The sequence below is a fragment of the Streptomyces sp. NBC_01317 genome (assembly GCF_035961655.1).
In the GTDB taxonomy this organism is placed as follows: Bacteria; Actinomycetota; Actinomycetes; order Streptomycetales; family Streptomycetaceae; genus Streptomyces.
Genome location: NZ_CP108393.1, coordinates 6,295,599 through 6,319,480 on the forward strand (window position 1 = coordinate 6,295,599; position 23,882 = coordinate 6,319,480).

At 71.0% G+C, this 23,882-nt stretch carries 20 protein-coding genes; 13 read left to right on the plus strand and 7 right to left on the minus strand.

Annotation, left to right across the window (positions count from 1 at the left end):
• The first annotated feature begins 2 nt into the window (after positions 1 to 2).
• The 3 genes from OG349_RS27350 to OG349_RS27360 are packed head-to-tail and all read left to right on the plus strand — an operon-like array spanning position 3 to position 2,342.
• The gene (locus OG349_RS27350) at positions 3 to 749 is read left to right on the plus strand and encodes a hypothetical protein (RefSeq protein ID WP_327237120.1); all 747 of its coding nucleotides are present in this window, start codon (positions 3 to 5) and stop codon (positions 747 to 749) included.
• Positions 750 to 809: 60 nt separating this feature from the next.
• Positions 810 to 1,550: a TetR/AcrR family transcriptional regulator gene (locus OG349_RS27355; RefSeq protein ID WP_327237121.1), complete on the plus strand. Its 741-nt coding sequence runs from the start codon at positions 810 to 812 to the stop codon at positions 1,548 to 1,550.
• A 60-nt stretch (positions 1,551 to 1,610) separates the two neighbouring features.
• Complete coding sequence (locus OG349_RS27360) at positions 1,611 to 2,342, plus strand: DUF7873 family protein (protein WP_161313156.1); 732 nt, start codon at positions 1,611 to 1,613, stop codon at positions 2,340 to 2,342.
• Between the two features lie 437 nt (positions 2,343 to 2,779).
• Here the strand turns inward: OG349_RS27360 and OG349_RS27365 are convergent, their stop codons facing one another.
• Positions 2,780 to 3,991 carry a pyridoxal phosphate-dependent aminotransferase gene (locus OG349_RS27365; protein WP_327237122.1) on the minus strand — a complete coding sequence of 404 codons (1,212 nt, stop codon included), beginning with the start codon at positions 3,989 to 3,991 and terminating at the stop codon, positions 2,780 to 2,782.
• Positions 3,992 to 4,078: 87 nt separating this feature from the next.
• Between OG349_RS27365 and OG349_RS27370 the strand changes: the two genes are divergently transcribed.
• From OG349_RS27370 to OG349_RS27380, 3 genes are all read left to right on the plus strand, one after another.
• A complete protein-coding gene (locus tag OG349_RS27370) occupies positions 4,079 to 4,780 on the plus strand; it encodes a winged helix-turn-helix transcriptional regulator (RefSeq protein ID WP_327237123.1) in 702 nt (233 codons plus the stop codon).
• Positions 4,781 to 4,934: 154 nt separating this feature from the next.
• Complete coding sequence (locus OG349_RS27375) at positions 4,935 to 5,450, plus strand: cupin domain-containing protein (RefSeq protein ID WP_327237124.1); 516 nt, start codon at positions 4,935 to 4,937, stop codon at positions 5,448 to 5,450.
• Positions 5,451 to 5,479: 29 nt separating this feature from the next.
• Positions 5,480 to 6,118 carry a uridine kinase gene (locus OG349_RS27380; RefSeq protein WP_327237125.1) on the plus strand — a complete coding sequence of 213 codons (639 nt, stop codon included), beginning with the start codon at positions 5,480 to 5,482 and terminating at the stop codon, positions 6,116 to 6,118.
• A 285-nt stretch (positions 6,119 to 6,403) separates the two neighbouring features.
• Here OG349_RS27380 and OG349_RS27385 read toward each other — a convergent pair whose 3' ends face one another.
• The 4 genes from OG349_RS27385 to OG349_RS27400 all read right to left on the minus strand — a co-directional run bounded on the left by OG349_RS27385 (position 6,404) and on the right by OG349_RS27400 (position 10,722).
• Positions 6,404 to 7,294: a carbohydrate kinase family protein gene (locus tag OG349_RS27385; RefSeq protein ID WP_442806319.1), complete on the minus strand. Its 891-nt coding sequence runs from the start codon at positions 7,292 to 7,294 to the stop codon at positions 6,404 to 6,406.
• Between the two features lie 68 nt (positions 7,295 to 7,362).
• Entirely contained in the window at positions 7,363 to 8,271 is a 909-nt protein-coding gene (locus OG349_RS27390) for a pseudouridine-5'-phosphate glycosidase (protein ID WP_327237126.1), read from the minus strand.
• Between the two features lie 112 nt (positions 8,272 to 8,383).
• Entirely contained in the window at positions 8,384 to 9,613 is a 1,230-nt protein-coding gene (gene fdhA / locus OG349_RS27395; RefSeq protein WP_327237127.1) for a formaldehyde dehydrogenase, glutathione-independent, read from the minus strand.
• 137 nt (positions 9,614 to 9,750) lie between these two features.
• On the minus strand, positions 9,751 to 10,722 hold the full coding sequence (locus OG349_RS27400; protein WP_327237128.1) for a glycerophosphodiester phosphodiesterase: 972 nt from the start codon (positions 10,720 to 10,722) through the stop codon (positions 9,751 to 9,753).
• 283 nt (positions 10,723 to 11,005) lie between these two features.
• Between OG349_RS27400 and OG349_RS27405 the strand changes: the two genes are divergently transcribed.
• From OG349_RS27405 to OG349_RS27430, 6 genes are all read left to right on the plus strand, one after another.
• Entirely contained in the window at positions 11,006 to 11,935 is a 930-nt protein-coding gene (locus tag OG349_RS27405; RefSeq protein ID WP_327237129.1) for an MHYT domain-containing protein, read from the plus strand.
• An 83-nt stretch (positions 11,936 to 12,018) separates the two neighbouring features.
• Positions 12,019 to 14,166 (plus strand): excinuclease ABC subunit UvrB, encoded by a 2,148-nt coding sequence (uvrB, locus tag OG349_RS27410; RefSeq protein WP_327237130.1) that lies wholly within the window; start codon positions 12,019 to 12,021, stop codon positions 14,164 to 14,166.
• Positions 14,167 to 14,361: 195 nt separating this feature from the next.
• On the plus strand, positions 14,362 to 14,928 hold the full coding sequence (locus OG349_RS27415) for a TerD family protein (RefSeq protein ID WP_161312108.1): 567 nt from the start codon (positions 14,362 to 14,364) through the stop codon (positions 14,926 to 14,928).
• 181 nt (positions 14,929 to 15,109) lie between these two features.
• Positions 15,110 to 17,032: a TerD family protein gene (locus OG349_RS27420; RefSeq protein ID WP_327238746.1), complete on the plus strand. Its 1,923-nt coding sequence runs from the start codon at positions 15,110 to 15,112 to the stop codon at positions 17,030 to 17,032.
• A gap of 225 nt (positions 17,033 to 17,257) precedes the next feature.
• On the plus strand, positions 17,258 to 18,253 hold the full coding sequence (locus OG349_RS27425) for a TerC family protein (protein ID WP_327237131.1): 996 nt from the start codon (positions 17,258 to 17,260) through the stop codon (positions 18,251 to 18,253).
• 89 nt (positions 18,254 to 18,342) lie between these two features.
• A complete protein-coding gene (locus tag OG349_RS27430) occupies positions 18,343 to 19,290 on the plus strand; it encodes a cytochrome c oxidase assembly protein (protein WP_327237132.1) in 948 nt (315 codons plus the stop codon).
• 24 nt (positions 19,291 to 19,314) lie between these two features.
• Here OG349_RS27430 and OG349_RS27435 read toward each other — a convergent pair whose 3' ends face one another.
• Positions 19,315 to 19,968, minus strand: coding sequence for an MBL fold metallo-hydrolase (locus OG349_RS27435; RefSeq protein ID WP_327237133.1), 654 nt, complete (start codon positions 19,966 to 19,968; stop codon positions 19,315 to 19,317).
• Between the two features lie 10 nt (positions 19,969 to 19,978).
• Positions 19,979 to 20,674, minus strand: coding sequence for a maleylpyruvate isomerase family mycothiol-dependent enzyme (locus OG349_RS27440; RefSeq protein WP_327237134.1), 696 nt, complete (start codon positions 20,672 to 20,674; stop codon positions 19,979 to 19,981).
• A 251-nt stretch (positions 20,675 to 20,925) separates the two neighbouring features.
• Here OG349_RS27440 and uvrA point away from each other — a divergent pair, with 251 nt between their 5' ends.
• Positions 20,926 to 23,832 carry an excinuclease ABC subunit UvrA gene (gene uvrA / locus OG349_RS27445; RefSeq protein ID WP_327237135.1) on the plus strand — a complete coding sequence of 969 codons (2,907 nt, stop codon included), beginning with the start codon at positions 20,926 to 20,928 and terminating at the stop codon, positions 23,830 to 23,832.
• Positions 23,833 to 23,882: the final 50 nt, after the last annotated feature.

Genomic DNA, 23,882 nt, shown 5'->3' on the forward strand with positions numbered 1-23,882 from the left:
AGATGCGAACTTCCCCCGAGATGCCGATCCGCATTTCTCCTCAAGCCAAGGTCCTCCCCGCCAACACCTTGCGTTTCTACGTACATTTTCCGAGGTCGGGAGAGGCGCACTTCGACCGTGACTACCTCTGCCTGCTGAACGAGGAGGAACAGGTGGTGCGTGACCCCTTCCTCGTCCTGCCGTACGAGCTCTGGTCCGTCGACGGGCGCCGCCTGACGGTCCTGATGGAGCCAGGAAGGATCAAACGCGGTATGGGAGGGGACCCGTCCCACGAGCCGGCGCTTGTCGTCGGGCGGACGTACAGCCTTGTTGTCACGGCGCTCGGGCAAACAGCGCGCCATACGTTCCGTGTGGGCGATCCGGTTCTGGAGGCGGTCGACGAGACCCTCTGGCGCCTCGTCTCCCCGACGGCGGGGAGTCGCGATCCCGTCGTCGTGCACTTCGACAGGGTGATGGACGCCGCCCTTGGCGAGGACGAGATCGGAGTCCTGGCCCCTTCGGGAGAGGTCGTCCGGACGCGTGTGTCACTCGCACCGGACGGAACTGCGGCACGGCTCGTCCCGAGTCACCCGTGGCGCACCGGGGAACACCGCCTCGTCGTCTCCGAACGTCTCGAAGACGTTTGTGGCAACAGGTTGGGCGAGGCCCTGGACCATGACCTGGGTGCGGGTGGGCCACCGCGGGCCGGGATGATCAACTTCACTCCGCGCGGCGGCGTCGCGCCCTCGTCCGCTCGGGCGGTGCGCTGAGGCGGCCGGCGTCCCGACACTTCTGTAGTGTCGACTCCAAAGTGGGTATATGCTGTGTGTATGGAGCATGTGGCAGTCGAAGGCCGGACAGGCGGTACAGGGGCGACGGGCGCGGGCGTCGAAGCCGGGGCGGCGCCGGCCCGGAAATTCACGGCGAAGGGTCTGGCGACCCGGGCTCGCATCGTCTCCGCCGCCGCCGAGCTGGTGTTCGCCCATGGCGTGGCCCGCACCGGCATCGAGGACATTCAGCGGCAGGCGGGTGTCGGCGCGTCGCAGATGTATCACTACTTCACCGACAAGGACGAGCTGATCCGGGCCGTGATCGCTCACCAGACCGACGGCATCCTGGCCGCGCAGCAGCCTTTCCTCGGCGAACTCGACAGCTTTGACACCCTTTGTCGCTGGCGTGATCTGCTGGTCGACCTGCAAGAGCAGCGCAACTGTGTCGGCGGCTGCCCCATCGGATCGATCGCGGCCGAGTTGGCCGACAACGACCCCCACGCGCGAGCGGACCTCGTCGACAGCTTCGAACGTTGGGAGGCTCCGATCCGCGACGGCCTGGCCCGCATGCGCGCCCGGGGCGATCTGCGCCCCGACACCGACACCGATGCCCTCGCCCTCGCCCTGCTCGTCGCACTCCAGGGCGGACTTCTCCTCACCCAGACCCGCCGCGACACCACCCCCCTGCGCACCGGTCTCGATGCCGTCCTGGCCCACATCCGAACCTACGCGACCGAGCCGGACGCGGCGTCTCACCGCGCTGCCGCAGCGCTTTCCGCACCTCACGCCGGAGGTGCCTGACGACACCCGCGGGCGAATAATCGTTCGATGGAGAGTCAACTCGTTGCTAGCGTCTGCGTCGTGGCGAAACTCAATCAGATCATCGCGGTCGAGAAAGGCGTCAAGGCCAAGGCGCACCAGGACCTGACGGCGGCTCATCACGGCCTCCAGAAGCCGGCGTTGCTCGTCGGCATCTCCCGTACGTACCAGGCGAAGGACGAGGAGGGCGAGCAGCTTCCGCCCGAGTCGACCCGGGTCCAGGTCCAGGCCGAGGACGTACTGCGCGACACCGCGAAGTCGCTGACGCGGCTGTTCGACGTGACCGCCACCAAGGACTGGGCGAACTGCGAGGCCCGCGCCGATGTCACCGTGGACGGGCGGGTGTTGGTGGCCGCCGTGCCCGTCTCGTACCTCCTCTTCCTGGAGAAGCAGCTGACGGACCTCAACACCTTCGTCCGCAAGCTGCCGGTGCTGGACGCGTCGGAGGCCTGGAGCCAGGACCCGTCGACGGACGCGTGGAAGACCGAGGCGGTACGGACGCTCCGTACGAAGAAGGTCCCGCGCAACCACGTGAAGGCCGAGGCCACGGAGAAGCACCCGGCGCAGGTCGAGGTGTACTACGAGGACATCCCGGTCGGTTACTGGACCACGACCAAATTCAGCGGCGCCCTGCCGGCCCGCCGGGTCAACGAGCTGCTCGACCGGGTGGAGAAGCTCCAGCAGGCCGTGAAGTTCGCCCGCGAGGAGGCCAACGGCGCCGAGGTCACCGACCAGCGGGTGGGTGACGCTGTGTTCGGCTACCTGTTCGGGTAGCCTCATTGATTCCCCGACCGGCGCACAGACACCGGCCGGGGTGCGCGAGGAGCGCAAGCTGAAACTGAGGCTTGTCGTGAAAGGCGCGGTTCCGGTGGAGGTTCGACTCCTCCCCGAGGCGCTTCCTGCCTCGGTGGCCCAACTGGCAGAGGCGACCGCGATCAATCTCAGACTATTGCTCCAGACTCAGCATTCGCCACCGATCGCCGGATCGACCGGACTCAGGCCCCGGACGTCGAAATGCCGGTTCAATTCCGGTCTGCGCAGCTCGATGCGCGGTGGTCCAAAGGCAGGACGCGACGACATCATGCTGACCTGGGTCCTCAAGTGTGCCGGTGTGCGACATGGTGGCAATCTCAGGGCTCGGGAGCCGGCTACGCTCCCGAGCCCGCTCCCGTTCCGCGGTTCTCCCCACCGAGGCCCGGCGGGCCCGGAGTTCACTGCCGGTAGCCGCCCAGGAAACGGCCGATGCGGCTGATCGCGGCGTCGAGATCGTCGGCGTACGGCAGGGTCAGGATCCGGAAGTGGTCCGGGCGGGGCCAGTTGAAGCCCGTGCCCTGCACCACCTGGATCTTCTCGCGCAACAGCAGGTCCAGGACGAAGCGTTCGTCGTCGTGGATCTTGTGCACCTTGGGGTCGAGGCGCGGGAACGCGTACAGCGCGCCCTTCGGTTTGACGCACGAGACGCCGGGGATCTCGTTGAGCTTCTCCCAGGCCCGGTCGCGCTGTTCGCGCAGCCGGCCGCCGGGAGCCGTCAGCTCGTGGATGGACTGCCGGCCGCCGAGCGCGGCCTGGATGGCGTACTGCGCGGGCGCGTTGGGGCACAGCCGCATCGACGCCAGCATGGTCAGCCCCTCCAGATAGCTGCGGGCGTGCTGCCTGGGACCCGAGACGACGAGCCAGCCGGAGCGGAAACCCGCCACGCGATACGTCTTCGACAGCCCGCAGAAGGTGAGGACGACCAGGTCGGGGGCGAGGACGGCGGCGCAGTGGTGCACCGCGTCGTCGTAGAGGATCCGGTCGTAGATCTCGTCGGCGAACACCATCAGCTGGTGGCGGCGCGCGAGATCGAGGATGCCTTCGACGATCTCGCGCGGATAGACCGCGCCGGTGGGGTTGTTGGGGTTGATGATCACGACGGCCTTGGTACGGTCGGTGATCTTCGACGCCATGTCCTCCAGGTCCGGGTACCACTCCGCGGACTCGTCGCAGAGGTAGTGCACCGCCCGGCCCCCGGCCAGGGTCGTCGCGGCGGTCCAGAGCGGGAAGTCCGGTGCGGGGATGAGGACTTCGTCCCCGTCCTCCAGCAGCGCCTGCACCGCCATGGAGACCAGTTCGGACACGCCGTTGCCGAGGAAGACGTCGTCGACGGTCACCTCGGCCAGCCCCAGGGTCTGGTAGCGCTGGGCGACGGCGCGGCGGGCGGAGAGGATCCCGCGCGAGTCCGTGTAGCCGTGGGCCTGCGGCAGCATCCTGATCATGTCCTGGACGATCTCCTCCGGCGCCTCGAAGCCGAAGGCCGCGGGGTTGCCGGTGTTGAGGCGCAGGACGCTGTGGCCTGCCTCCTCCAGGGCGTCGGCCTGCTCGATGACCGGGCCGCGGATCTCGTAACAGACCTCGCTGAGCTTGCTCGACTGCCGGAATTCCATGCGGTGGGCTCCCAGACCTCGTTCGACCTTCTTGCCATTCTTGCGATACTTGGTTTTACCAAGTGTGAGCTTGGAAAGTCCAACAACATGTCTAGACTGCGACGCATGCCACGCCGCCGAAGCTACGACCAGTACTGTTCCGCCGCCCGTGCGCTCGACGCCGTGGGTGACCGCTGGACCCTGCTGATCGTCCGTGAACTGCTGGCGGGTCCCCGCCGCTACACCGATCTGCATGCCGATCTGCCGGGCGTCAGCACGGACGTGCTCGCGTCCCGGCTCAAGGACATGGAGCGCGACGAACTGGCCACGCGCCGCAAGCTGCCCCCGCCGTCGGCCGCGGTCGTGTACGAACTCACCGAGCGGGGGCGGGGGTTGCTGCCGGTGCTCACGGCGCTGGCGCGGTGGGGCGCCCCGGCCCTGGCGGAGCGCCGCCCCACCGACGCCGTACGGGCGCACTGGTTCGCCGTACCGCTGATGCCGGTGCTCGCCGCGTGCGGGGCGGGGGCGGGCGCGGAGGGGGTGGTGGAGGTGCGGCTGGACGAGGGGGTGTTCCATGTCCGGCTGAGGGGTGGGCCGTTGGACCCGTCCGACCCTTCGGGCTCTTCGGGCTCCAGCGGGGTCACGTACGGCGACGGCCCCGCCGACGCCCCCGATGCCTGCCTCGTCCTGGACGCCGACACGTGCCGCGCGGTGGGCGCGGGGACGCTCGCGCTCGCCGACGGGGTGCGGGACGGGCGGATCGAGGTGGCGGGCGACAGCCCCCTGGCGAAGGCGCTGCGGGGCGTGTGAAGACGCGTGTGTGACGCGGCGTCAGGAGAAGTCGCGGAAGTGGGCGAACCGGGCACGGGGATCGAGTAGCGTGACCGATTTGGCGCGGTCGTCGGCGGATCGGGTGTGCACTTCACCTGCAACTCCGCCCGTCCACACGTGAGTTGGAGGAACGATGAGGGCTTGGAACAGGCGGCGCGCGGCGGGGACCGGGCGGCTGGGCCGGCGGTTCCGGGCGGTAGGTTCCGGCAGGGCGGCGCTCGTCACCGCGTCCGTGGCGGCGCTCGCGGTGGTGCCGTCCGCCGCGCTCGCCACCCCGGGCAGCGGGGTGACGGGCACGATCCTGGCCCAGGGCACCTCGGACTCCACCCTCAAGGTGAAGGCCAAAGGGCGTACGGACGTGGTCGTACGGACCATCACCGTCGCGCCGGGCGGCTCCACCGGCTGGCACTACCACCGGGGCCAGCTCATCGTCGTCGTGCAGTCCGGCACGCTGACCAGGACCCTGGACGACTGCTCGGTCGAGGTGACGCCCGCCGGGAGATCGTTCGTCGAGCCGTCGGGGGCGCTCCACCGCCACATAGGCCGCAACCTGGGCAGCGAGCCGGTGGTCCTCTACCTCACCTACCTGCTGCCGGCCGGCAGCGCGCTGTCCGAGGACGCGGACCCGCCGACCTGCGCGCACGAGTGATCGCCGCGTGAGTGACCGATGATGAACGGGTGCGACTCGAAGCGATCACCTGGGACCGGCTGACCGACGCCCTCGCCGAGCGGCTGCTGGAGACGGCACCCGCCGACGGCGGCCCCTGGCTGCGCGTCGCCGTCGACGGCGCGCCGGCCGCGGGGACCGGCGCCCCCGCCGCCGCGCTGGCCGACGCGCTGAGGCTGCGCGGCCGGTCGGTCCTCGTGATCGACACGGCGGGCTTCCTGCGCCCGGCGTCGCTGCGGTACGAGTTCGGCCGCGAGGACCCCGACACGTACTACCACGGGTGGTTCGACACGGGCGCGCTCTGGCGCGAGGTCTTCGGCCCGCTGGACCCGGGCGGCAGCGGACGCGTCCTGCCCGACCTCTGGGACCCCGCCACGGACCGCGCGACCCGCAGCGCGCCCCTCGAACTCCCGCCCGGCGGCGTACTGGTGACGCACGGTCCGTTCCTGCTGGGCCACTGGTTCACGTTCGACCTGACGGTGCACCTGAGCCTGTCCCCGAACGCCCTCCACCGCCGCACGAACGAGCCCGAACGCTGGACCCTCCCCGCCTTCGAGCGGTACGAGAAGGAGGTCACCCCCGCCGAAACGGCCGACGTAGTAGTACGAGCCGACGACCCCCGCCACCCGGCCTGGGGAGGCCTCCCCTAACCCCTGAAGGGCCCGCCGCCACACCGGTGCGGCGCACCAGGGGCCCACGTCCGCGCAGTGCCCGCGAGGGCGGGCGAAACACCGGCCCTCGTGGCCGCGCCCCCGCGCATCGCGCCCGGTGCGGCCCCCCCCCGCGATGTCGGTGGGGCCGCCCGAAGCGCCCCCACCCGCATTCGCGTGACGCGTCCACGCCGTGCGGCCGCGTCCACGTGGTGGGGCCCGGGACGGATACCCGCGCCACGTGGCCCCCGCCTTGTGGGCGAAGGGCGCCCCTCCGCGGAGGCCTCAGCCCTCCTCCCGCCCCGCCCCCGGTCGGCCCCCCGCCCGGGTCACCGCCGCCGCGCCCGCCCGGCAGCCCTCCTTCGCCGCCTCCGGGGGGTCCGCGCCCGTCAGGCGGGCCGCGAGGTACGCGCCCGTGAAGGCGTCGCCCGCTCCCGTCGAGTCGACGGGCCGGGCCGCGACCGGGGGCACGCGGGCCGTCACCTCGCCCGCCTCGGCCACCACCGCGCCCGCCTCGCCCAGGGTCACCACCGCCACCCTTCCCGGCCGGCTCAGCGCGGCCGCGGCCTTCTTGGCGTCCGCCAGGCCGGTGAGGAGCCTGGCCTCGTCCGCGTTGGGGAGAAGCGTTTCCGCGCCCTCGATCTCCGCCAGGAGGCGCTCCACGCCCAGCTCCTCGATGAACGCCACCGACGCCGGGTCCACGCTCACCGCGATGCCGCGCTCCCGCGCCGAGGCCAGCGCCGCCGCGGCGGCCTCCCGCCCGGTCTCGGAGAAGTACAGATAACCCGACAGATGCAGTCGGCCGACCCCGTCCAGCAGCGACGGCGACCAGTCGTCGGCGGACAGCCGCACCGACGCCCCGCTGTCCGTGAGGAAGGTCCGTTCCGCGGAGGCGTCCACCAGCGAGATGACCGTGGCGGTCGGCACCTCGTCGTCCACGACGAGCCGCGCCCGCACGCCCGCGTCCCGCAGCGACGCCTCGTGCCACGCCCGCGCGTCCGTCCCCACCCGGGCCAGCAGCCGTACGTCCGCACACCCCCAACGGGCCGCCCAACAGGCCGCGTTAGCCCCCGCGCCGCCCGGCAGGAGACGGATGTCGGCCGTCGTGTCCGTGCCACGCGCGAGCGGTGACCGGTGGCGGGCCACCACATCGGTGGCCACGTCCCCGACCACCAACAGCCCACCATCCGAACCGGGTACGGACCCGGACCCTGACCCACCGCCGGGGCCGGGGTCCCGCCCCCTCACCACGCCCCCGCGATCCCCGCCGCCAGCCGCACATTCCCCCGTACCGCCGCCAGGTTCGCCTCCAGCGACGCGCCCCCCGTCCCGCGCACCAGGCGTTCCAGCAGGAACGGCGTGACGGCCTGGCCCGTCACCCCCGACTCCCGGGCCGCGTCGAGGGCCTCCGCCAGCACCCTGTCGTGCAGCTCCGGGTCCAACTGCTCCGACTCCGGTACGGGGTTGGCGACCACGATCGCCGAATCCGGCCCGCCGAGCGCGTCCTGCGCGCGCATCACCGCCGCCACCTCGCCGGGCGTACGGACCGTCCAGTCGACGGGCTCGCCCGAGGACGACAGGTAGAAGCCGGGGAAGTACGCCGTCCCGTACCCGAGGATGCCGACGCCCAGCGTCTCCAGCCGTTGCAGCGTCGCCGGCACGTCGAGGATCGACTTCACGCCCGCGCAGACCACCGTGATCCGGGTCCGCGCCAGCAGCCGCAGGTCCGCCGACTCGTCCTGCGTCTCGGTCCACCCCCGGTGGACCCCGCCGAGCCCGCCCGTCGCGAACACCCGGATCCCCGCCCGCGCCGCGAGGAACGCCGTCGCGGAGACCGTCGTCGCCCCGCTCGCCCCCGCCGCGAGCGCCGGCGCCAGGTCACGATCGCCCAGCTTCCGTACGGAGCTGTCCCCGGCGACCCGCTCCAACTGGGTCTTGTTCAGGCCCACATGGGCCCGCCCGTCCAGCACGGCCACCGTCGCGGGCACGGCGCCGCCGGACCGTACAAGCTCCTCAAGCTCTTCCGCCACCGCCAGATTGCGCGGGCGCGGCAGCCCGTGCGCGATGATCGTCGATTCCAGCGCGACGACGGGACGGCGCTCCGCGAGCGCGTCCCGTACCTCGGGGGACAGGTGCGTTGTGGTGTCTGACATGACCCCATCCCTGGCACGCGACGGGCCCGCGCAAACGTCCACGACGTCGCACGGGCCCCATCAGCCCCTTCTCACCCGGACGCGCCCACTCACCCGGACGCGCCCCAGCCGCTCAGGCGGCCTGCGCGTGGTCCAGCGCCCCGTTCGGGTTCAGCACGTACTTCCGGCTCACGCCCTGGTCGAACTCCTCGTACCCCTCCGGCGCGTCCTCCAGCGGGAGGACCGTCGCGTTGACCGCCTCGGCGATGTGGATACGGTCGTACATGATCGCCATCGCCAGCGCCCGGTGGTACTTCATCACCGGCGTCTGACCGGTCGAGAAGGTGTGGCTCTTCGCCCAGCCGAGCCCCAGCCTGACCCGCAGCGTGCCGGACTGCGCGTCCGAGTCGATCCCCCGGGGGTCCTCGGTGACGTACAGGCCCGGGATGCCGAGCGCGCCACCCGCCCTGACCACGCCCATCAGCGAGTTGAGTACGGTGGCCGGCGCGTCGTCGGAGCCCCGGCCGTGGGACTTGGCCTCGAACCCGACCGCGTCGATCGCCGAGTCCACCTCGGGAACGCCCAGGATCTGGGCGACCTGCTCCTCGACCCCGCCCTGGGCGAGGTCGATCGTCTCGCAGCCGAAGCTGCGGGCCTGCGCCAGGCGTTCGGTGTTGAAGTCCGCGACGATGGCCACCGCGGCGCCGAGCAGCTGACACGCGGCCGCGGACGCGAGTCCGACGGGACCCGCCCCCGCGATGTACACGGTCGAGCCCGCGCCCACGCCCGCCGTCACCGCTCCGTGGTAGCCGGTCGGCAGGATGTCGGTGAGCATCGTCAGGTCGAGCAGCTTCTCGCGGGCTGCCTCCGGGTCGGGGAAGCGCAGCAGGTTGAAGTCCGCGTACGGCACCATCACGTACCGGGCCTGCCCGCCGACCCAGCCACCCATGTCGACGTAGCCGTAAGCTCCGCCGGCCCGGGTCGGGTTGACGTTCAGACAGATGCCGGTCTGGCCTTCCTTACAGTTACGACACCGTCCGCAGGCGATGTTGAAGGGCACCGACACCACGTCACCGACGTGGATGAATTCGACGTCGGGGCCGCGCTCCACGACCTCACCGGTGATCTCGTGCCCCAGGATCAACCCCTCCGGGGCGGTCGTACGCCCGCGCACCATGTGCTGGTCGCTGCCGCATATGTTCGTCGCGAGTACTTTCAGGATGACGCCGTGCCGGCATTTCCGTCCGGCGTTCGCGGGGTCCACCCCCGGGCCGTCCTTGAGTTCGAGTGTCGGGTATTCGGTGTTCCTGACCTCCACCTCACCCGGCTTGAGATACGTGAGTCCCGCGTTTCCCTCGGCCATGCCTGTTCGCCGTCCCTTCGGCTGTCCGCGTCCCGGCGGGCAACGCGCCAACCGCGCGCGAAATCGCCCGTTTGTCGCATCTCCATTCAGCCTAGGTCCGGTACGAAAAGCGGGCAAACAGGAGTAAAAGTTGCGAGTTACCGCGTGGTACGCATACGGCTCCGGGGAGGCTCCGCGCCCCCTCGGCCCACCGCGTCCCGCACCACGTCCGGCCTGTTGGTGATGATCCCGTCCACCCCGAGCCCCGCGACCCGCACCGCGTCCGCGGCCTCGTCCACCGTCCAGGTGCTGACCCGCAGCGGCTTGCCGTGCGGGCCCTTCAGGCGGTGCACCGCGGCCACGTAGTCACCGGTGAGCGCGGTGTACGTCGGATTGATCTGGTCCGCGAACGCCGCGTACGACGGCAGGTCGACCACCGCGGGCGTCCCCAGGAAGCCCGTCGTGAGGTCGGCCCGCTGCTCGTGCACCGCGCGGAGGCTCGCCGCGCCGAAGCTCTGGACGACCAGCCTGTCCTCCACGTGCGCGTCGTCCAGCCAGCCCTCCTGTCGCAGCACGCGCAGGATGTCCGCCTCGATCCCCGGGTAGAGCTCGGGGCCCTTGATCTCCAGGAGCAGGTTCTGCCGGTTCTTCTCCACGGCGTTCAGATACTCCTTGAGGGTGGGCACCCGGACGCCCTCCCAGCGCGCGCCGAGCCGGCTCCCGGCGTCCAGCCGGGCGATCTCGGCGGCGGTGAAGTCCTTGACCTTCCACGGAGAGCGGCCGGGGAAGACCCGCTCCACGTCGGTCGTCCGGCTGAGCGTGGTGTCGTGGACGACCACCAACTCCCCGTCCTTCGTCCGCTGGACGTCGTTCTCCACCCAGTCGATGCCCAGGTCGGCCGCGGCGTCGACGGCGGCGAGCGTGTTCTCCGGCGCGTAGGCGGACGCGCCGCGGTGCGCGATGACGAGGGGCACGTCCGTGGACGCGCCCTTCTGCGCGCCCGCGTGTGGTGTCGTGGCCGTCCCCGCGTGTGGTGTCGTGGCCGCCGCCGCGCACCCCGGCAGGAGCAGCGCCGCGGCGCCCAGCAGCGCGGCCGTCGTCACTGAGGTCCGTGAGGTCCGTGCGTCCACCTGTACTCCTCGTCCTGGGATCCCTGGTACCGATGCCGGCGATCGCGGTGGGCCCGAGGGTGACAGCCCTCGGCCGACGGGGAGCGGGCGAGATCAGGACGCCATGGGAAGCCATGGCGAGGGAAAGCCCTTTCCCGACCGCTTTTTTCGCCGTTTCCGGCTCAATGTCGACAAAACTCCGGGTAACTGTTTGCTTACGGCCCCCGCCGTCCTACCCTCGCCCCGAACCAGCGCTTCCGCACATGGAGCACATGGCGCACACGGCGCGAAGGGGCATACCGCTATGCAGGGCACGATCGACGGATTCAGCCACGGTCCCGGCACGCCCGTGGCGGGCCTTCTGGTGGCCTGCCTCGGCGGCGTTCTCGGCCTGCTCTGCGCCGCGCGGTCCCTGCGCACCCCGCGTCCCTGGAAGCCGGGCAGACTCGCCCTGGGCGCCGCCGCCCTCGGCTCCGGCGTCTGGGGCATGTACCTCATCACGATGACCGGCTTCGCCGTCGAAGGGATGCCGATCGACTACGACAGGTTCACGACGCTCGCCTGTCCGATCGTGGGAAGTGTGATGGCCGCCGCCGGGATCTTCGTCGTCGGCTACCGCGGGTCCACCCCGTTGGCCCTGGTCACCGGCGGTAGCGTCACCGGCCTCTCCCTCGCCACCACCCACTACCTCGGCATGGACGCCGTCCGGCTGCCGGGCCGTCTCGAGTACGACACCACGACCGTGGCCCTCTCCGTCCTGATCGCCGTCGTCGGCGCGACCGCCGCCCTGTGGCTCGTCGTCTCCCACCGGGGGCTCGCGCCCGTTCTGGTCGCCGGAGCGGTGATGGGCGGCGCGGCGACCGGGATGCACTACGCCGCGATGGCCGCGCTGCGGGTCCGGGTGGGCGGGACCGGCCACGGCTCCGAGAGCACCTCGCCGACGGGCTTCCTCGCCGTCCTGCTGATCGTCCCCGGGCTCGTCCTGCTGGTCACGGCCGTCGTCGTCCTGAGCGAGCCGCGCCGGGCCGCGCCCGACCGGCAGGGCCCAGGACGGTCCGGGTCCGCCCCGGCCGGACCGTGCGGGCACGTCGGTGTCCCCCGCCAGCGGATGCGCCCGCGCCGGCCGAACCGGGGCCCGTCCAGGACCGCCCCCTGGGGCCCCGGGGGCGACCGGGCCGACCGGACGGCCGCCCGGACCTCCCGGGGCGGCTCCCCGGACTTCCACGACTGGTGACCGGGCGGCGGCTCCGGAGCCCGTCACCGCAGGTCACAGGCGCCGCGACGCCGACTGTCAGTGCGGGGCCGTACGGTGGATCCATGCGGCCTGTTTCCCAGATCGAACGTACGGTGGCGCCTTTCGAGGTCGTCAGTTCCTACCAGCCCAGCGGCGACCAGCCGACGGCCATCGCCGACCTGGAGAAGCGCGTCCGCGCCGGCGAGAAGGACGTCGTCCTCCTCGGCGCGACCGGCACCGGCAAGTCGGCGACCACGGCCTGGATGATCGAGAAGCTCCAGAGGCCCACGCTGGTGATGGCTCCGAACAAGACCCTGGCCGCCCAGCTGGCGAACGAGTTCCGCGAGCTGCTGCCGAACAACGCGGTCGAGTACTTCGTCTCGTACTACGACTACTACCAGCCCGAGGCGTACGTCCCGCAGTCGGACACGTACATCGAAAAGGACTCCTCGATCAACGAGGAGGTCGAGAGGCTGCGCCACTCCGCGACGAACTCCCTGCTCACCCGCCGTGACGTGATCGTGGTCGCCTCGGTCTCCTGCATCTACGGCCTCGGTACGCCGCAGGAGTACGTGGACCGGATGGTGCCCCTCAAGGTCGGCGCCTCGATCGACCGCGACCAGCTGCTCCGCCGCTTCGTCGAGATCCAGTACACGCGCAACGACGTCGCGTTCGCGCGCGGCACCTTCCGTGTGCGCGGCGACACCATCGAGATCTTCCCGGTGTACGAGGAGCTGGCCGTCCGCATCGAGATGTTCGGCGACGAGATCGAGGCGCTGACCACCCTCCACCCGCTGACCGGCGAGGTCATCAGCGAGGACAACGAGCTGTACGTCTTCCCGGCCAGCCACTACGTGGCGGGACCGGAGCGCATGGAGAAGGCGGTCAACGGCATCGAGCGCGAGCTGGAGACCCGGCTCGCCGAGCTGGACAAGCAGGGCAAGCTCCTGGAGTCCCAGCGCTTGCGCATGCGGACGACGTACGACATCGAGATGATGCGCCAGATCGGCTCCTGCTCGGGGATCGAGAACTACTCGATGCACTTCGACGACCGCGGCCCCGGCACCGCGCCCAACACGCTCCTCGACTACTTCCCCGAGGACTTCCTGCTCGTCATCGACGAGTCGCACGTGACCGTGCCGCAGATCGGCGCGATGTACGAGGGGGACGCGTCCCGCAAGCGGACCCTCGTCGACCACGGCTTCCGGCTGCCGTCCGCCCTGGACAACCGCCCGCTCAAGTGGGAGGAGTTCCAGAAGCGGATCGGCCAGACCGTCTACCTCTCCGCCACCCCGGGGAAGTACGAGCTGTCGCGCGGCGACGGCTTCGTGGAGCAGATCATCCGCCCCACCGGCCTCATCGACCCGGAGGTCGTGGTCAAGCCCACCGAGGGCCAGATCGACGACCTGGTGCACGAGATCCGCAAGCGCACGGAGAAGGACGAACGCGTCCTGGTCACCACCCTCACCAAGAAGATGGCCGAGGACCTCACGGAGTACTTCCTGGAACTGGGCATCCAGGTCCGCTACCTGCACAGCGACGTCGACACCCTGCGCCGCGTCGAGCTGCTGCGCGAGCTGCGCTCGGGGGAGTACGACGTCCTCGTCGGCATCAACCTCCTCCGGGAGGGGCTCGACCTGCCCGAGGTGTCGCTGGTCGCGATCCTCGACGCCGACAAGCAGGGCTTCCTCCGGTCCGGCACGTCACTCATCCAGACGATCGGGCGGGCGGCGCGCAACGTGTCGGGACAGGTCCACATGTACGCGGACACGATCACCCCCGCGATGGCCCAGGCCATCGACGAGACCAACCGCCGCCGCGAGAAGCAGGTCGCGTACAACACCGAGCGCGGGCTCGACCCGCAGCCCCTGCGCAAGAAGATCAACGACATCGTCGCCACGATCGCCCGCGAGGAGATCGACACGGAGGCCCTGCTCGGCACGGGCTACCGGCAGGGGAAGGACGGCAGGGCGGCCAAGACGCCCGTGCCTGCGCTCGGCGGCGCGGCCACGAAGGCCGCCAAGGGGGGCAAGGGCGGCAAGGCGGCCGACCGGGGCGCGGTGCTCACCGACCGCCCCGCCGAGGAACTCGCCGGGATCATCCAGGAGATGACCGACCGGATGCGGGCCGCGGCGGCGGAGCTCCAGTTCGAGGTCGCCGCCCGGCTGCGCGACGAAGTGGGCGAGCTGAAGAAGGAGTTGCGGCAGATGAGGGAGGCGGGACAGGTCTGACGGCCCGGCGGGGGACGGGCGGTGCGATGTGTTGCAAGACCGACACAAAAACGGCCCAAGTCTCCTGCCGCGACGACGTGACTGCGTAGGGTGCTGCGCAACCGCACACGGACGGTTGCGGGGGAACCATTCGAGAGGGGACAGCGCGTGGTGGACGTATCCAAGGGCAGTGCGCCCGGGGGCCCTGGGGTCAACCTGACCAAGGGTCAGGCCATCAGCCTGGAGAAGCGGGGCGGGGGCACCCTGACCGCGGTGCGCATGGGGCTCGGCTGGCAGGCCGCGCCGCGCCGGGGCCTGTTCGGCTCCCGCACCCGTGAGATCGACCTGGACGCCTCGGCGGTGCTGTTCGCCGACAAGCAGCCGGTCGACGTGGTCTTCTTCCGCCACCTGGTCAGCGACGACGGCTCGGTGAAGCACACCGGAGACAACCTTGTCGGCGGCGCCGGCCAGGGCGGGGACGACGAGGCCATCCTGGTGGACCTGGAGCGGATCCCGGTCCACATCGACCAGATCGTCTTCACGGTGAACTCGTTCACCGGACAGACGTTCCAGGAGGTGCAGAACGCCTTCTGCCGCATCGTCGACGAGACCAACGGCCAGGAGCTGGCCCGCTACACGCTGGACGGCGGCGGGCAGTACACCGCGCAGATCATGGCGAAGGTGCACCGCGACGGCGCCGGGTGGAAGATGACGGCCCTCGGGAATCCGGCCAACGGCCGCACGTTCCAGGACCTGATGCCGTCGATCCTGCCGCACCTGTAGACACGACACGCACGGCCGGGCACCACACGCGCGGCACGTACCGGCACACGCAGCTCCCGGAGGCAGGCCACGGCCGCCGGGAGCTGCACCGTTGCCACGCACCACAAGCACCGCACACGGACACCGCACCTCCCGCACCGCACCACGCGCACCGCACGAGACCGACGAGGGGACAGAGGCGATGACGGCCGAGCTGGTCCGGGGACAGAACCACCCCCTGCCGCAGACCCGACTGGAGATACGGGTGACGGCCGGCGCGCCGGTCCTGGCCTGCGTCACCCTCGCCGACGCCGCGGGCACCGTACCGGGCACCGAGTGGATCGCCCACCCCGGCTCGCCGACGCTCCCCGGCGTCGAGGTCTCCCGCCAGGCCGCCGCCGGACTGCGCTACCACGTCGACCTGGAGGCCGTGCCCGAGCGGGCCCACCTGGTCCACGTGCTGTTCGCGCTGCCCGAAGGCGTCGGCGGCCCCGAACGCTTCGGCAGCACCGCCGCGCCCTTCGCCGCCGTCACCTCCACCGACGGCACCGAGATCGCCAGCTTCACCCTCACCGCACTCGACGCCGAGTCCGCCGTCGTCGCCCTGGAGCTCTACCGCCGCCAGGGCGCCTGGAAGGTCCGCGCCGTGGGCCAGGGGTACGCGGGCGGCCTCGCCGAGCTGTTCGGCGACCAGGGCCTCCCGGAGGCGCGGGCGTTCGCCGCCACCATCCAGGACGCGGTCGCCCGCCACCTGGCCAACGCCGTCCAGGCCCCCCTGCCAGGATCGCCCGACGGGACCCGTGTCCGGCCCGAGGCACCGGCGCCCGAGCCCGTGACCGCGCCGGCCCCGCCCGGCCCCGTACCGCACCAGCAGCCGGTCCCGCCCACCGGCGCGGACGGAGCGGTCAACTACACGCACCCCGGCCGCCGTACGTCCACACCCCCGACCCCGCCGCCCCCGGCCGCCCCGCCCACCGCACCGGGGCAGCCCCCGCGCCCCGTCGCGGGCGACGCGACGGGCTGGTCCATGGACGAGCGCCTCTACAACCAGGTCTGGGGCATGTTCGAGGACCTGGCCCGCGCCGTCGCCGCCTACCGCAGCGCGATCGACTTCGCCGAGTCCCGGATGGAACAGGAACTGGACCGCGTCCTGTCCGACCCCCGCAACCGCATCGGCCGCGCGGGCGACACCGCCCGGGAGGCGGCCCGCGCCAAACACGACGAGCTGGCCGCCCGCGCGCGTGAGGTCCTCGACCGCGACCTCGCCCAGCTCGCCGCCGAGACCGAGGTCGTCGAGCCGGCCCTCCCGGCGGCCTACGCGGGCTGGGACAACCCCGTCTGGCACGCCTACCGCGTCCCGATGGAGATCCCCATGGCGCTGCGCCTCGGGGACGTCCACCTGCCCGAGCGCCCCGACCTGCGCATCCCGATGCTCGTCCGGCTGCCGCTGGAGCGCGGGCTGTGGGTCGACAGCGGCCGGCTCAGCTCCGAGGGCGCCATGATGATGGACGAGGACCAGCTGCGCCGGCTGGCCATGGACACCGCGGTCATCCACGCCGGGCGCCTGCTGGCCGTCTACCCGCCCGGTGAGTTCACCGTCCACGTGATCGACCCCGCCGGATCGGGAGCCGCCGCGCTGGCCCCGCTGACCTCCTCGGGCGTCCTCGACGGCCCGCCCGCCGCGGGCGCCGCCGGAGTCGCGGCGGTCCTCACGAAGCTCACCCAGCGCGTCGACCTCGTCCAGATGGCCGTGCGCGGCGGCGCGGCCGAGTCGCTGCCGCCGGACCTCGACACCGCCGAGCAGCTGCTGATCGTCAACGACTTCCCGCACGGCTTCGACGACCGGGCCGTGACGCAACTGCGCTACCTCGCCGACGAGGGCCCATCGGTCGGTGTGCACCTGCTGATGGTCGCGGACCGCGAGGACGCCGACGCGTACGGACCGGTGCTCGACCCCCTCTGGCGGTCCCTGCTCCGGATCACCCCGATCCCGGACAGCCACCTCGCCGACCCCTGGGTCGGACACGCCTGGACGTACGAGCCCCCGACGGTTCCGCCGGGCAGCCGCGTGGTGGCCCAGGCGCTCGAACAGGTGGCGGCGGCCCGTCGCGCATGGCGGCGCTGACCTGCGCTCTTGGGCTCCCTTTACCTTTCTCTTTACCTTTCCTTGGTCTTTCCTGTACTCTTCTGGGTATCGGAGGGGAGTACTCCCGTATCGCGACGTACCCGTCAATACGGACCGCAATCGGTCCCGGGGCGTCGGCCCGAGGAGCGGCGGTGGCCGTCCGGGTGGAGGAGACCTCCGGCAGCGACGACGCTGATCTTGTAGCCGTACGACGCCGGAGGCGCAGTGGACGTGTCATGGATCCTGTGGACAACGACCATTCTTGGTCTGTCCGCCTTGATCGCGGTCGACTTCTTCATCGGGCGCAAGCCCCATGACGTGTCGATGAAGGAGGCGGGCATCTGGACGGGTGTCTGGATCGCCCTCGCCGCGCTGTTCGGCCTCGGCCTGATGGTGTTCGGTACGGGCCAGGCCTCCGGCGAGTTCTTCGCGGGCTTCATCACCGAGAAGTCGCTCAGCGTCGACAACCTCTTCGTCTTCGTCCTGATCATGGCGAAGTTCTCGGTGCCCACCCACCTCCAGCAGCGGGTGCTGCTGATCGGTGTGCTGATCGCCCTGGTGCTGCGCGCGATCTTCATCGCCGCCGGGGCCGCGATCATCGCCAGCTTCTCGTGGGTGTTCTTCATCTTCGGCGCGTTCCTGATCTACACCGCCTGGAAGCTCATCCAGGAGGCGCGCTCGGACGACGAGGAGGAGGAGTTCGAGGAGAACCGCCTGCTCAAGTCGATCGAGCAGCGCTTCGGTGTCGCCGACAAGTACCACGGCACGAAGCTCTTCATCCGGAAGAACGGCAAGCGGGTGCTGACCCCGCTGATGGTGGTCATGCTCGCCATCGGCACCACCGACGTGCTGTTCGCGCTGGACTCCATCCCCGCGATCTTCGGCCTGACCCAGGACCCGTACATCGTGTTCACCGCCAACGCCTTCGCCCTGATGGGACTGCGGCAGCTGTACTTCCTGATCGGCGGACTGCTCAAGAAGCTGGTCCACCTCAGCTACGGCCTGTCGGTCATCCTGGGCTTCATCGGGGTGAAGCTGGTGCTGCACGCGCTGCACGAACAGGGCGTCGGTGTCCCGGAGATCTCCATCCCGGTGTCCCTGGCGGTCATCTGCGGTGTCCTGATCATCACCACGATCACCAGCCTCATCGCCTCCAAGAAGCAGACCGAGCGGGACGCGGCGGAGGCCGCCGACTCGGACAAGGACAGCATCGAGGCCTGACCCGACCCGCCTCCGAGCTTCCGCCGCCCCCGGTCTACCGTGGGCGGCGGAATTCGTACGCCGGGGGCGAAAAGGGAAGAAGGCGCGCCGTGCTGCCCGAGCTGACGCTCGCCCGGGGCCTGTCCTCGTGGCGGCCGGACCCGGTGGCCCTGGCCGCCGTGGCCCTCCTGGGAGGGACGTACGGCACCGGAGTGGTACGGCGCCGGCGCGCGGGGAGGAGCTGGCCCGTCGCCCGGACCGGCGCCTTCGTGGTGCTCGGGCTCGGCACGATCGTGGTCGCGACGATGTCGTCCCTCGCGGTCTACGACCGGGTGCTGTTCTGGCCGGCGGCCGTGCAGAACATCCTGCTGGACCTCCTCGCACCCCTCGGCCTGGCCCTAGGCGACCCCCTGGGCCTGGCCGCCCCCGACGGGCCGCTGTACCGGGCGGTGACCTCACCGCCGGCGAAGGTGCTGACGTTCCCCCTGGTCAGCTCGCTCGTGGTGCTCGCCTCGGAGCTGACCGTCTACTTCACGCCGTACTTCGCGGCCTCACTGCACAGCGACGCGGTCCGCCGGCTGATGCAGGCCCAACTGCTGTTCACCGGCTGTCTGTTCGTCCTGCCCATGCTCACCGGCCGCGACCTGCTGCCCCGCTGGTGCACCCACCCCGTCCGGGCCGCGCTGGTCTTCCTGGACGGGCTGTTCGACTCGGTCCCCGGCATCGTCGTCATGACCAGCGGTACGTCGGTCGCCGGACGCTGGTACGCGGCCCAGGGGCGGACCTGGGGGCCCGGTGTGCGGCAGGACCAGCGGCTCGGCGGCGGGCTGATGCTGAGCCTCGCGGAACTGGTCGCGGTGCCGTTCCTGATCGCGGTCTTCGCCGAGTGGTGGCGCGCGGACCGCGCGAAGGCCCGGGACCTGGACGCCCGCCTGGACCGCGAGCCGGCCCCGGCGGCCACGCCCGCCGGGGCGGACGGACCGGGACCGGATCTCGTACGCCCCTGGTGGGAGACGGAGGACGGCGAGGTCGGCCGGCGCATGCGTGAGGGCCGCTGACCGGGACCGCCGTACCGACGCGGGCTACCAGCCCCGCGCGCGCCAGTCCGGCAGGTGCGGGCGCTCGGCGCCGAGGGTCGAGTCGTTGCCGTGACCGGGGTAGATCCAGGCCTCGTCGGGCAGCGCCGCGAAGATCTTCGATTCGAGGCCGTCCATCAGCGTCCCGAAGTCTGTGGGATTGCCGGTGCGCCCCGGACCGCCGGGGAAGAGGCAGTCGCCGGTGAAGACGTGCGGGTGGCCGTGCGGGTCGTCGTAGACCAGCGCGATCGAACCCGGCGTGTGCCCCACCAGGTGCACGGCGGTCAGGACGACCGCCCCGACCCGGATCGTGTCCCCGTCCTCGACCAGGACGTCGGTGGGCACGGGGATGGCCTCGGCGTCGTACCGCCCCGCGTACGTACGGGCTCCGGTGGCCGCCACGACCTCCGCGAGCGCCTGCCAGTGGTCCTGGTGGCGGTGGGTGGTGGCGACGGACGCGATGGAGTCGTCGCCGATCAGTGTCAGCAGCGTGCCCGCGTCGGCCGCCGCGTCGATCAGCAGTTGCTCACCCGTGGCCCGGCAGCGCAGCAGATAGGAATTGTTGCCCATCGGGCCGACCTCGACCTTGGAGATCACCAGGTCGGGCAATTCGTGCACATCCGCAGGTCCGCCGACCTTCACCGCTCCGCTGTACGTCATACGGCTCAGCCTATAGCGGGGGCAGTACGGGAAGGGGGCCGCTCACGAACTCCAGTGCGGACCCGTCCCGGCGCCCTGCGAGCCACCCCATCAGGTCCGGCGCGGCCCCCGTGACGACCGCCGCCTCGTCGCCGTCGGCGGGCGCGCGGCCCGTGCGCCAGGTGCGCCCCCCGGGGGTGGCGAGGGTCAGCGGCGGGACGGCGGCGTTCCCCGAGAAGCGGTCCGCGAGGAAGCCGATCTCCCGTTCGGTGAACTCCTCGGAGAGGTCTTCGAGCATCCGGCCGACCCCCAGGTCGACGTGGTGCAGCTCGACCTCGATCCAGCGCCGGAAGGGCACCCGCGCCGCGGCGTCGGTGACCCCGTTGCGCAGGGTGACGGTACGGGTCCAGTCGGCCGGGACGGCCGCGGAATGATGGAAGCGGGCCGCGGCGTTACGTACATCGGCGAGGTGGACGTCGAGGGCCCTGGGCGCGTCCCGCTCGATGTCCGCGTCCCGGGTGGCGCCGTCGGCGTACATGGGCCGGCCTTCGAGGACGTTGACCAGAGCGTCCGCGTTCCGCGCGAGGTGGGCCAGTACGTGCCCCCGGCTCCAGCCCGGCAGCCGTGACGGCGCGGCGAGGGCGGCGTTGTCCAGTGAGGCGGCTGCGTGGAGGAGCCGCTCGTCCGCCTCCCGCAGAGAGGCCAGGTCCCGTACGTGATCGGTCATGACGCCGACGATAGCGAGCGCCCCGGGACAGCGCTGCCACTCGATCGGGTGAAGGCGGCGGAGAACGGCCGTAAATCGAATGCACGTGCTATAAGCTCGGAAGAGGCATCCTGGCATGTAGGCAGAACCGCGCGGGCACCCGAAAGCAGGGCTCCCCGTGCACCCCATCGCTCTGGCGCGACCCCTCCGGGCCCCGAAGCCCGGAAGAGGGGCGCGCCCCTGCTTCTCTCCTCAGAAAGGTGCGGACCGGCGTGGCCGACCGTCTCATCGTCCGTGGCGCGCGCGAGCACAATCTCAAGAACGTCTCGCTCGACCTCCCCCGTGACTCCCTCATCGTCTTCACCGGGCTCTCCGGGTCGGGCAAGTCCTCCCTCGCGTTCGACACGATCTTCGCCGAGGGGCAGCGCCGGTACGTGGAGTCGCTGTCCTCGTACGCCCGGCAGTTCCTCGGTCAGATGGACAAGCCGGACGTCGACTTCATCGAGGGGCTGTCCCCGGCCGTCTCGATCGACCAGAAGTCGACCTCGCGCAACCCGCGCTCGACGGTCGGCACGATCACCGAGGTGTACGACTACCTCCGGCTGCTCTTCGCCCGGATCGGGAAGCCGCACTGCCCCGAGTGCGGCCGGCCGATCTCCCGCCAGTCGCCGCAGGCCATCGTGGACCGCGTCCTGGAGCTGCCCGAGGGCAGCCGCTTCCAGGTCCTCTCGCCGCTCGTCCGCGAGCGCAAGGGCGAGTTCGTGGACCTCTTCGCCGATCTCCAGACGAAGGGGTACAGCCGCGCGCGGGTCGACGGCCGGACGATCCAGCTCACCGAGCCCCCCACGCTCAAGAAGCAGGAGAAGCACACCATCGAGGTGGTCGTCGACCGCCTCACGGTGAAGGACAGCGCCAAGCGCCGGCTGACCGACTCGGTCGAGACCGCGCTGGGCCTCTCCGGCGGCATGGTCGTGCTCGACTTCGTGGACCTCCCCGAGGACGACCCCGAGCGCGAGCGGATGTTCTCCGAGCACCTCTACTGCCCGTACGACGACCTGTCCTTCGAGGAGCTGGAGCCCCGCTCCTTCTCCTTCAACTCGCCCTTCGGCGCGTGCCCCGAGTGCAGCGGCATCGGTACGCGCATGGAGGTCGACCCGGAGCTGATCGTCCCGGACGAGGACAAGTCCCTGGACGAGGGCGCGATCCACCCCTGGTCCCACGGCCACACCAAGGAGTACTTCGGCCGGCTGATCGGCGGGCTCGCGCAGGCCCTCGGCTTCCGTACGGACATCCCGTGGGCCGGGCTGCCCGCGCGCGCCAAGAAGGCCCTGCTGTACGGCCACAAGACGCAGGTCGAGGTCCGGTACCGGAACAGGTACGGGCGGGAGCGCGCGTACACCACCCCCGCCTTCGAGGGCGCGGTCTCCTTCGTCAAGCGGCGGCACAGCGAGTCCGAGACGGACTCCAGCAGGGAGCGCTTCGAGGGGTACATGCGCGAGGTGCCCTGCCCGACCTGTGAGGGCACGCGCCTCAAGCCGATCGTCCTCGCGGTCACGGTCATGGACAAGTCCATCGCCGACATCGCGGCGCTGTCGATCAGCGACTGCGCCGAGTTCCTGGGCCGCCTCAAGCTGAACGCGCGCGACAAGAAGATCGCCGAGCGGGTGCTCAAGGAGGTCAACGAACGGCTGCGGTTCCTGGTCGACGTCGGCCTGGACTACCTGTCGCTGAACCGCGCGGCGGGCACCCTGTCCGGCGGCGAGGCCCAGCGCATCCGGCTCGCCACCCAGATCGGCTCCGGCCTGGTCGGGGTGCTCTACGTCCTGGACGAGCCCTCCATCGGCCTCCACCAGCGGGACAACCACCGGCTGATCGAGACCCTGGTCCGGCTGCGGGACATGGGCAACACCCTGATCGTCGTGGAACACGACGAGGACACCATCAAGGTCGCCGACTGGGTGGTCGACATCGGCCCGGGGGCCGGCGAGCACGGCGGGAAGGTGGTGCACTCGGGGCCGTTGAAGGGGCTGCTGACCAACAAGGAGTCGCTGACCGGCCAGTACCTGTCCGGGAAGCGGTCCATCCCCACCCCGGAGATCCGGCGGCCCGTGGACGGCAGCCGGCAGCTCACGGTGCAGGGCGCCCGCGAGAACAACCTCCAGGACATCGACGTGTCCTTCCCGCTGGGCGTGCTCACGGCCGTCACCGGGGTCTCGGGCTCCGGGAAGTCGACCCTGGTCAACGACATCCTCTACACCCACCTGGCCCGGGAGCTGAACGGCGCGAAGTCCGTGCCCGGGCGGCACACCCGGGTCGACGGCGACGACCTGGTCGACAAGGTCGTCCACGTCGACCAGTCGCCCATCGGCCGCACGCCCCGGTCCAACCCGGCCACGTACACCGGCGTCTTCGACCACGTCCGCAAGCTCTTCGCGGACACGATGGAGGCGAAGGTCCGCGGCTATCTCCAAGGGCGCTTCTCCTTCAACGTGAAGGGCGGCCGCTGCGAGAACTGCTCCGGCGACGGCACGATCAAGATCGAGATGAACTTCCTGCCGGACGTGTACGTCCCCTGCGAGGTCTGCCACGGGGCGCGCTACAACCGGGAGACGCTGGAGGTCCACTACAAGGGCAAGTCCATCGCCGAGGTCCTCGACATGCCGATCGAGGAGGCGCTGGACTTCTTCGAGGCGGTCCCGGCGATCTCGCGCCACCTCAGGACGCTCAACGAGGTGGGCCTCGGGTATGTCCGCCTGGGCCAGTCCGCGCCGACCCTCTCGGGCGGCGAGGCGCAGCGCGTCAAGCTCTCCAGCGAGCTCCAGAAGCGCTCCACGGGCCGCACGGTCTACGTCCTGGACGAGCCGACGACCGGGCTGCACTTCGAGGACATCAGCAAGCTGATCAAGGTGCTGTCCGGGCTGGTCGACAAGGGCAACACGGTGATCGTGATCGAGCACAACCTGGACGTCATCAAGACGGCGGACTGGGTGATCGACATGGGCCCGGAGGGCGGGAACGGAGGCGGTCTGGTGGTCGCGGAGGGGACGCCGGAGCGGGTGGCGGGGGAGGCGTCGAGCCACACGGGCAAGTTCCTCCGCGAGATCCTTGACCCGAACCAAATCCTTGACGCGGCGCCCAAGAAGCCGGCGCGCCGCATCCGTAAGCCCGCCTCTCGCTGACCGCGCCGCGGTCACGGTGTCCTCAATCGCCGGACGGGCTGGGTTTGTCG

Excerpts from the sequence above, each read along its gene's own strand:
- OG349_RS27350 (WP_327237120.1), top strand. The coding sequence starts at position 3 with ATGCGAACTTCCCCCGAGATGCCGATCCGCATTTCTCCTCAAGCCAAG.
- OG349_RS27355 (WP_327237121.1), top strand. The coding sequence starts at position 810 with ATGGAGCATGTGGCAGTCGAAGGCCGGACAGGCGGTACAGGGGCGACG.
- OG349_RS27365 (WP_327237122.1), bottom strand. The coding sequence starts at position 3,991 with ATGGAATTCCGGCAGTCGAGCAAGCTCAGCGAGGTCTGTTACGAGATC.
- OG349_RS27370 (WP_327237123.1), top strand. The coding sequence starts at position 4,079 with ATGTCTAGACTGCGACGCATGCCACGCCGCCGAAGCTACGACCAGTAC.
- OG349_RS27375 (WP_327237124.1), top strand. The coding sequence starts at position 4,935 with ATGAGGGCTTGGAACAGGCGGCGCGCGGCGGGGACCGGGCGGCTGGGC.
- OG349_RS27390 (WP_327237126.1), bottom strand. The coding sequence starts at position 8,271 with ATGTCAGACACCACAACGCACCTGTCCCCCGAGGTACGGGACGCGCTC.
- fdhA (WP_327237127.1), bottom strand. The coding sequence starts at position 9,613 with ATGGCCGAGGGAAACGCGGGACTCACGTATCTCAAGCCGGGTGAGGTG.
- OG349_RS27405 (WP_327237129.1), top strand. The coding sequence starts at position 11,006 with ATGCAGGGCACGATCGACGGATTCAGCCACGGTCCCGGCACGCCCGTG.
- uvrB (WP_327237130.1), top strand. The coding sequence starts at position 12,019 with ATGCGGCCTGTTTCCCAGATCGAACGTACGGTGGCGCCTTTCGAGGTC.
- OG349_RS27420 (WP_327238746.1), top strand. The coding sequence starts at position 15,110 with ATGACGGCCGAGCTGGTCCGGGGACAGAACCACCCCCTGCCGCAGACC.
- OG349_RS27435 (WP_327237133.1), bottom strand. The coding sequence starts at position 19,968 with ATGACGTACAGCGGAGCGGTGAAGGTCGGCGGACCTGCGGATGTGCAC.
- OG349_RS27440 (WP_327237134.1), bottom strand. The coding sequence starts at position 20,674 with ATGACCGATCACGTACGGGACCTGGCCTCTCTGCGGGAGGCGGACGAG.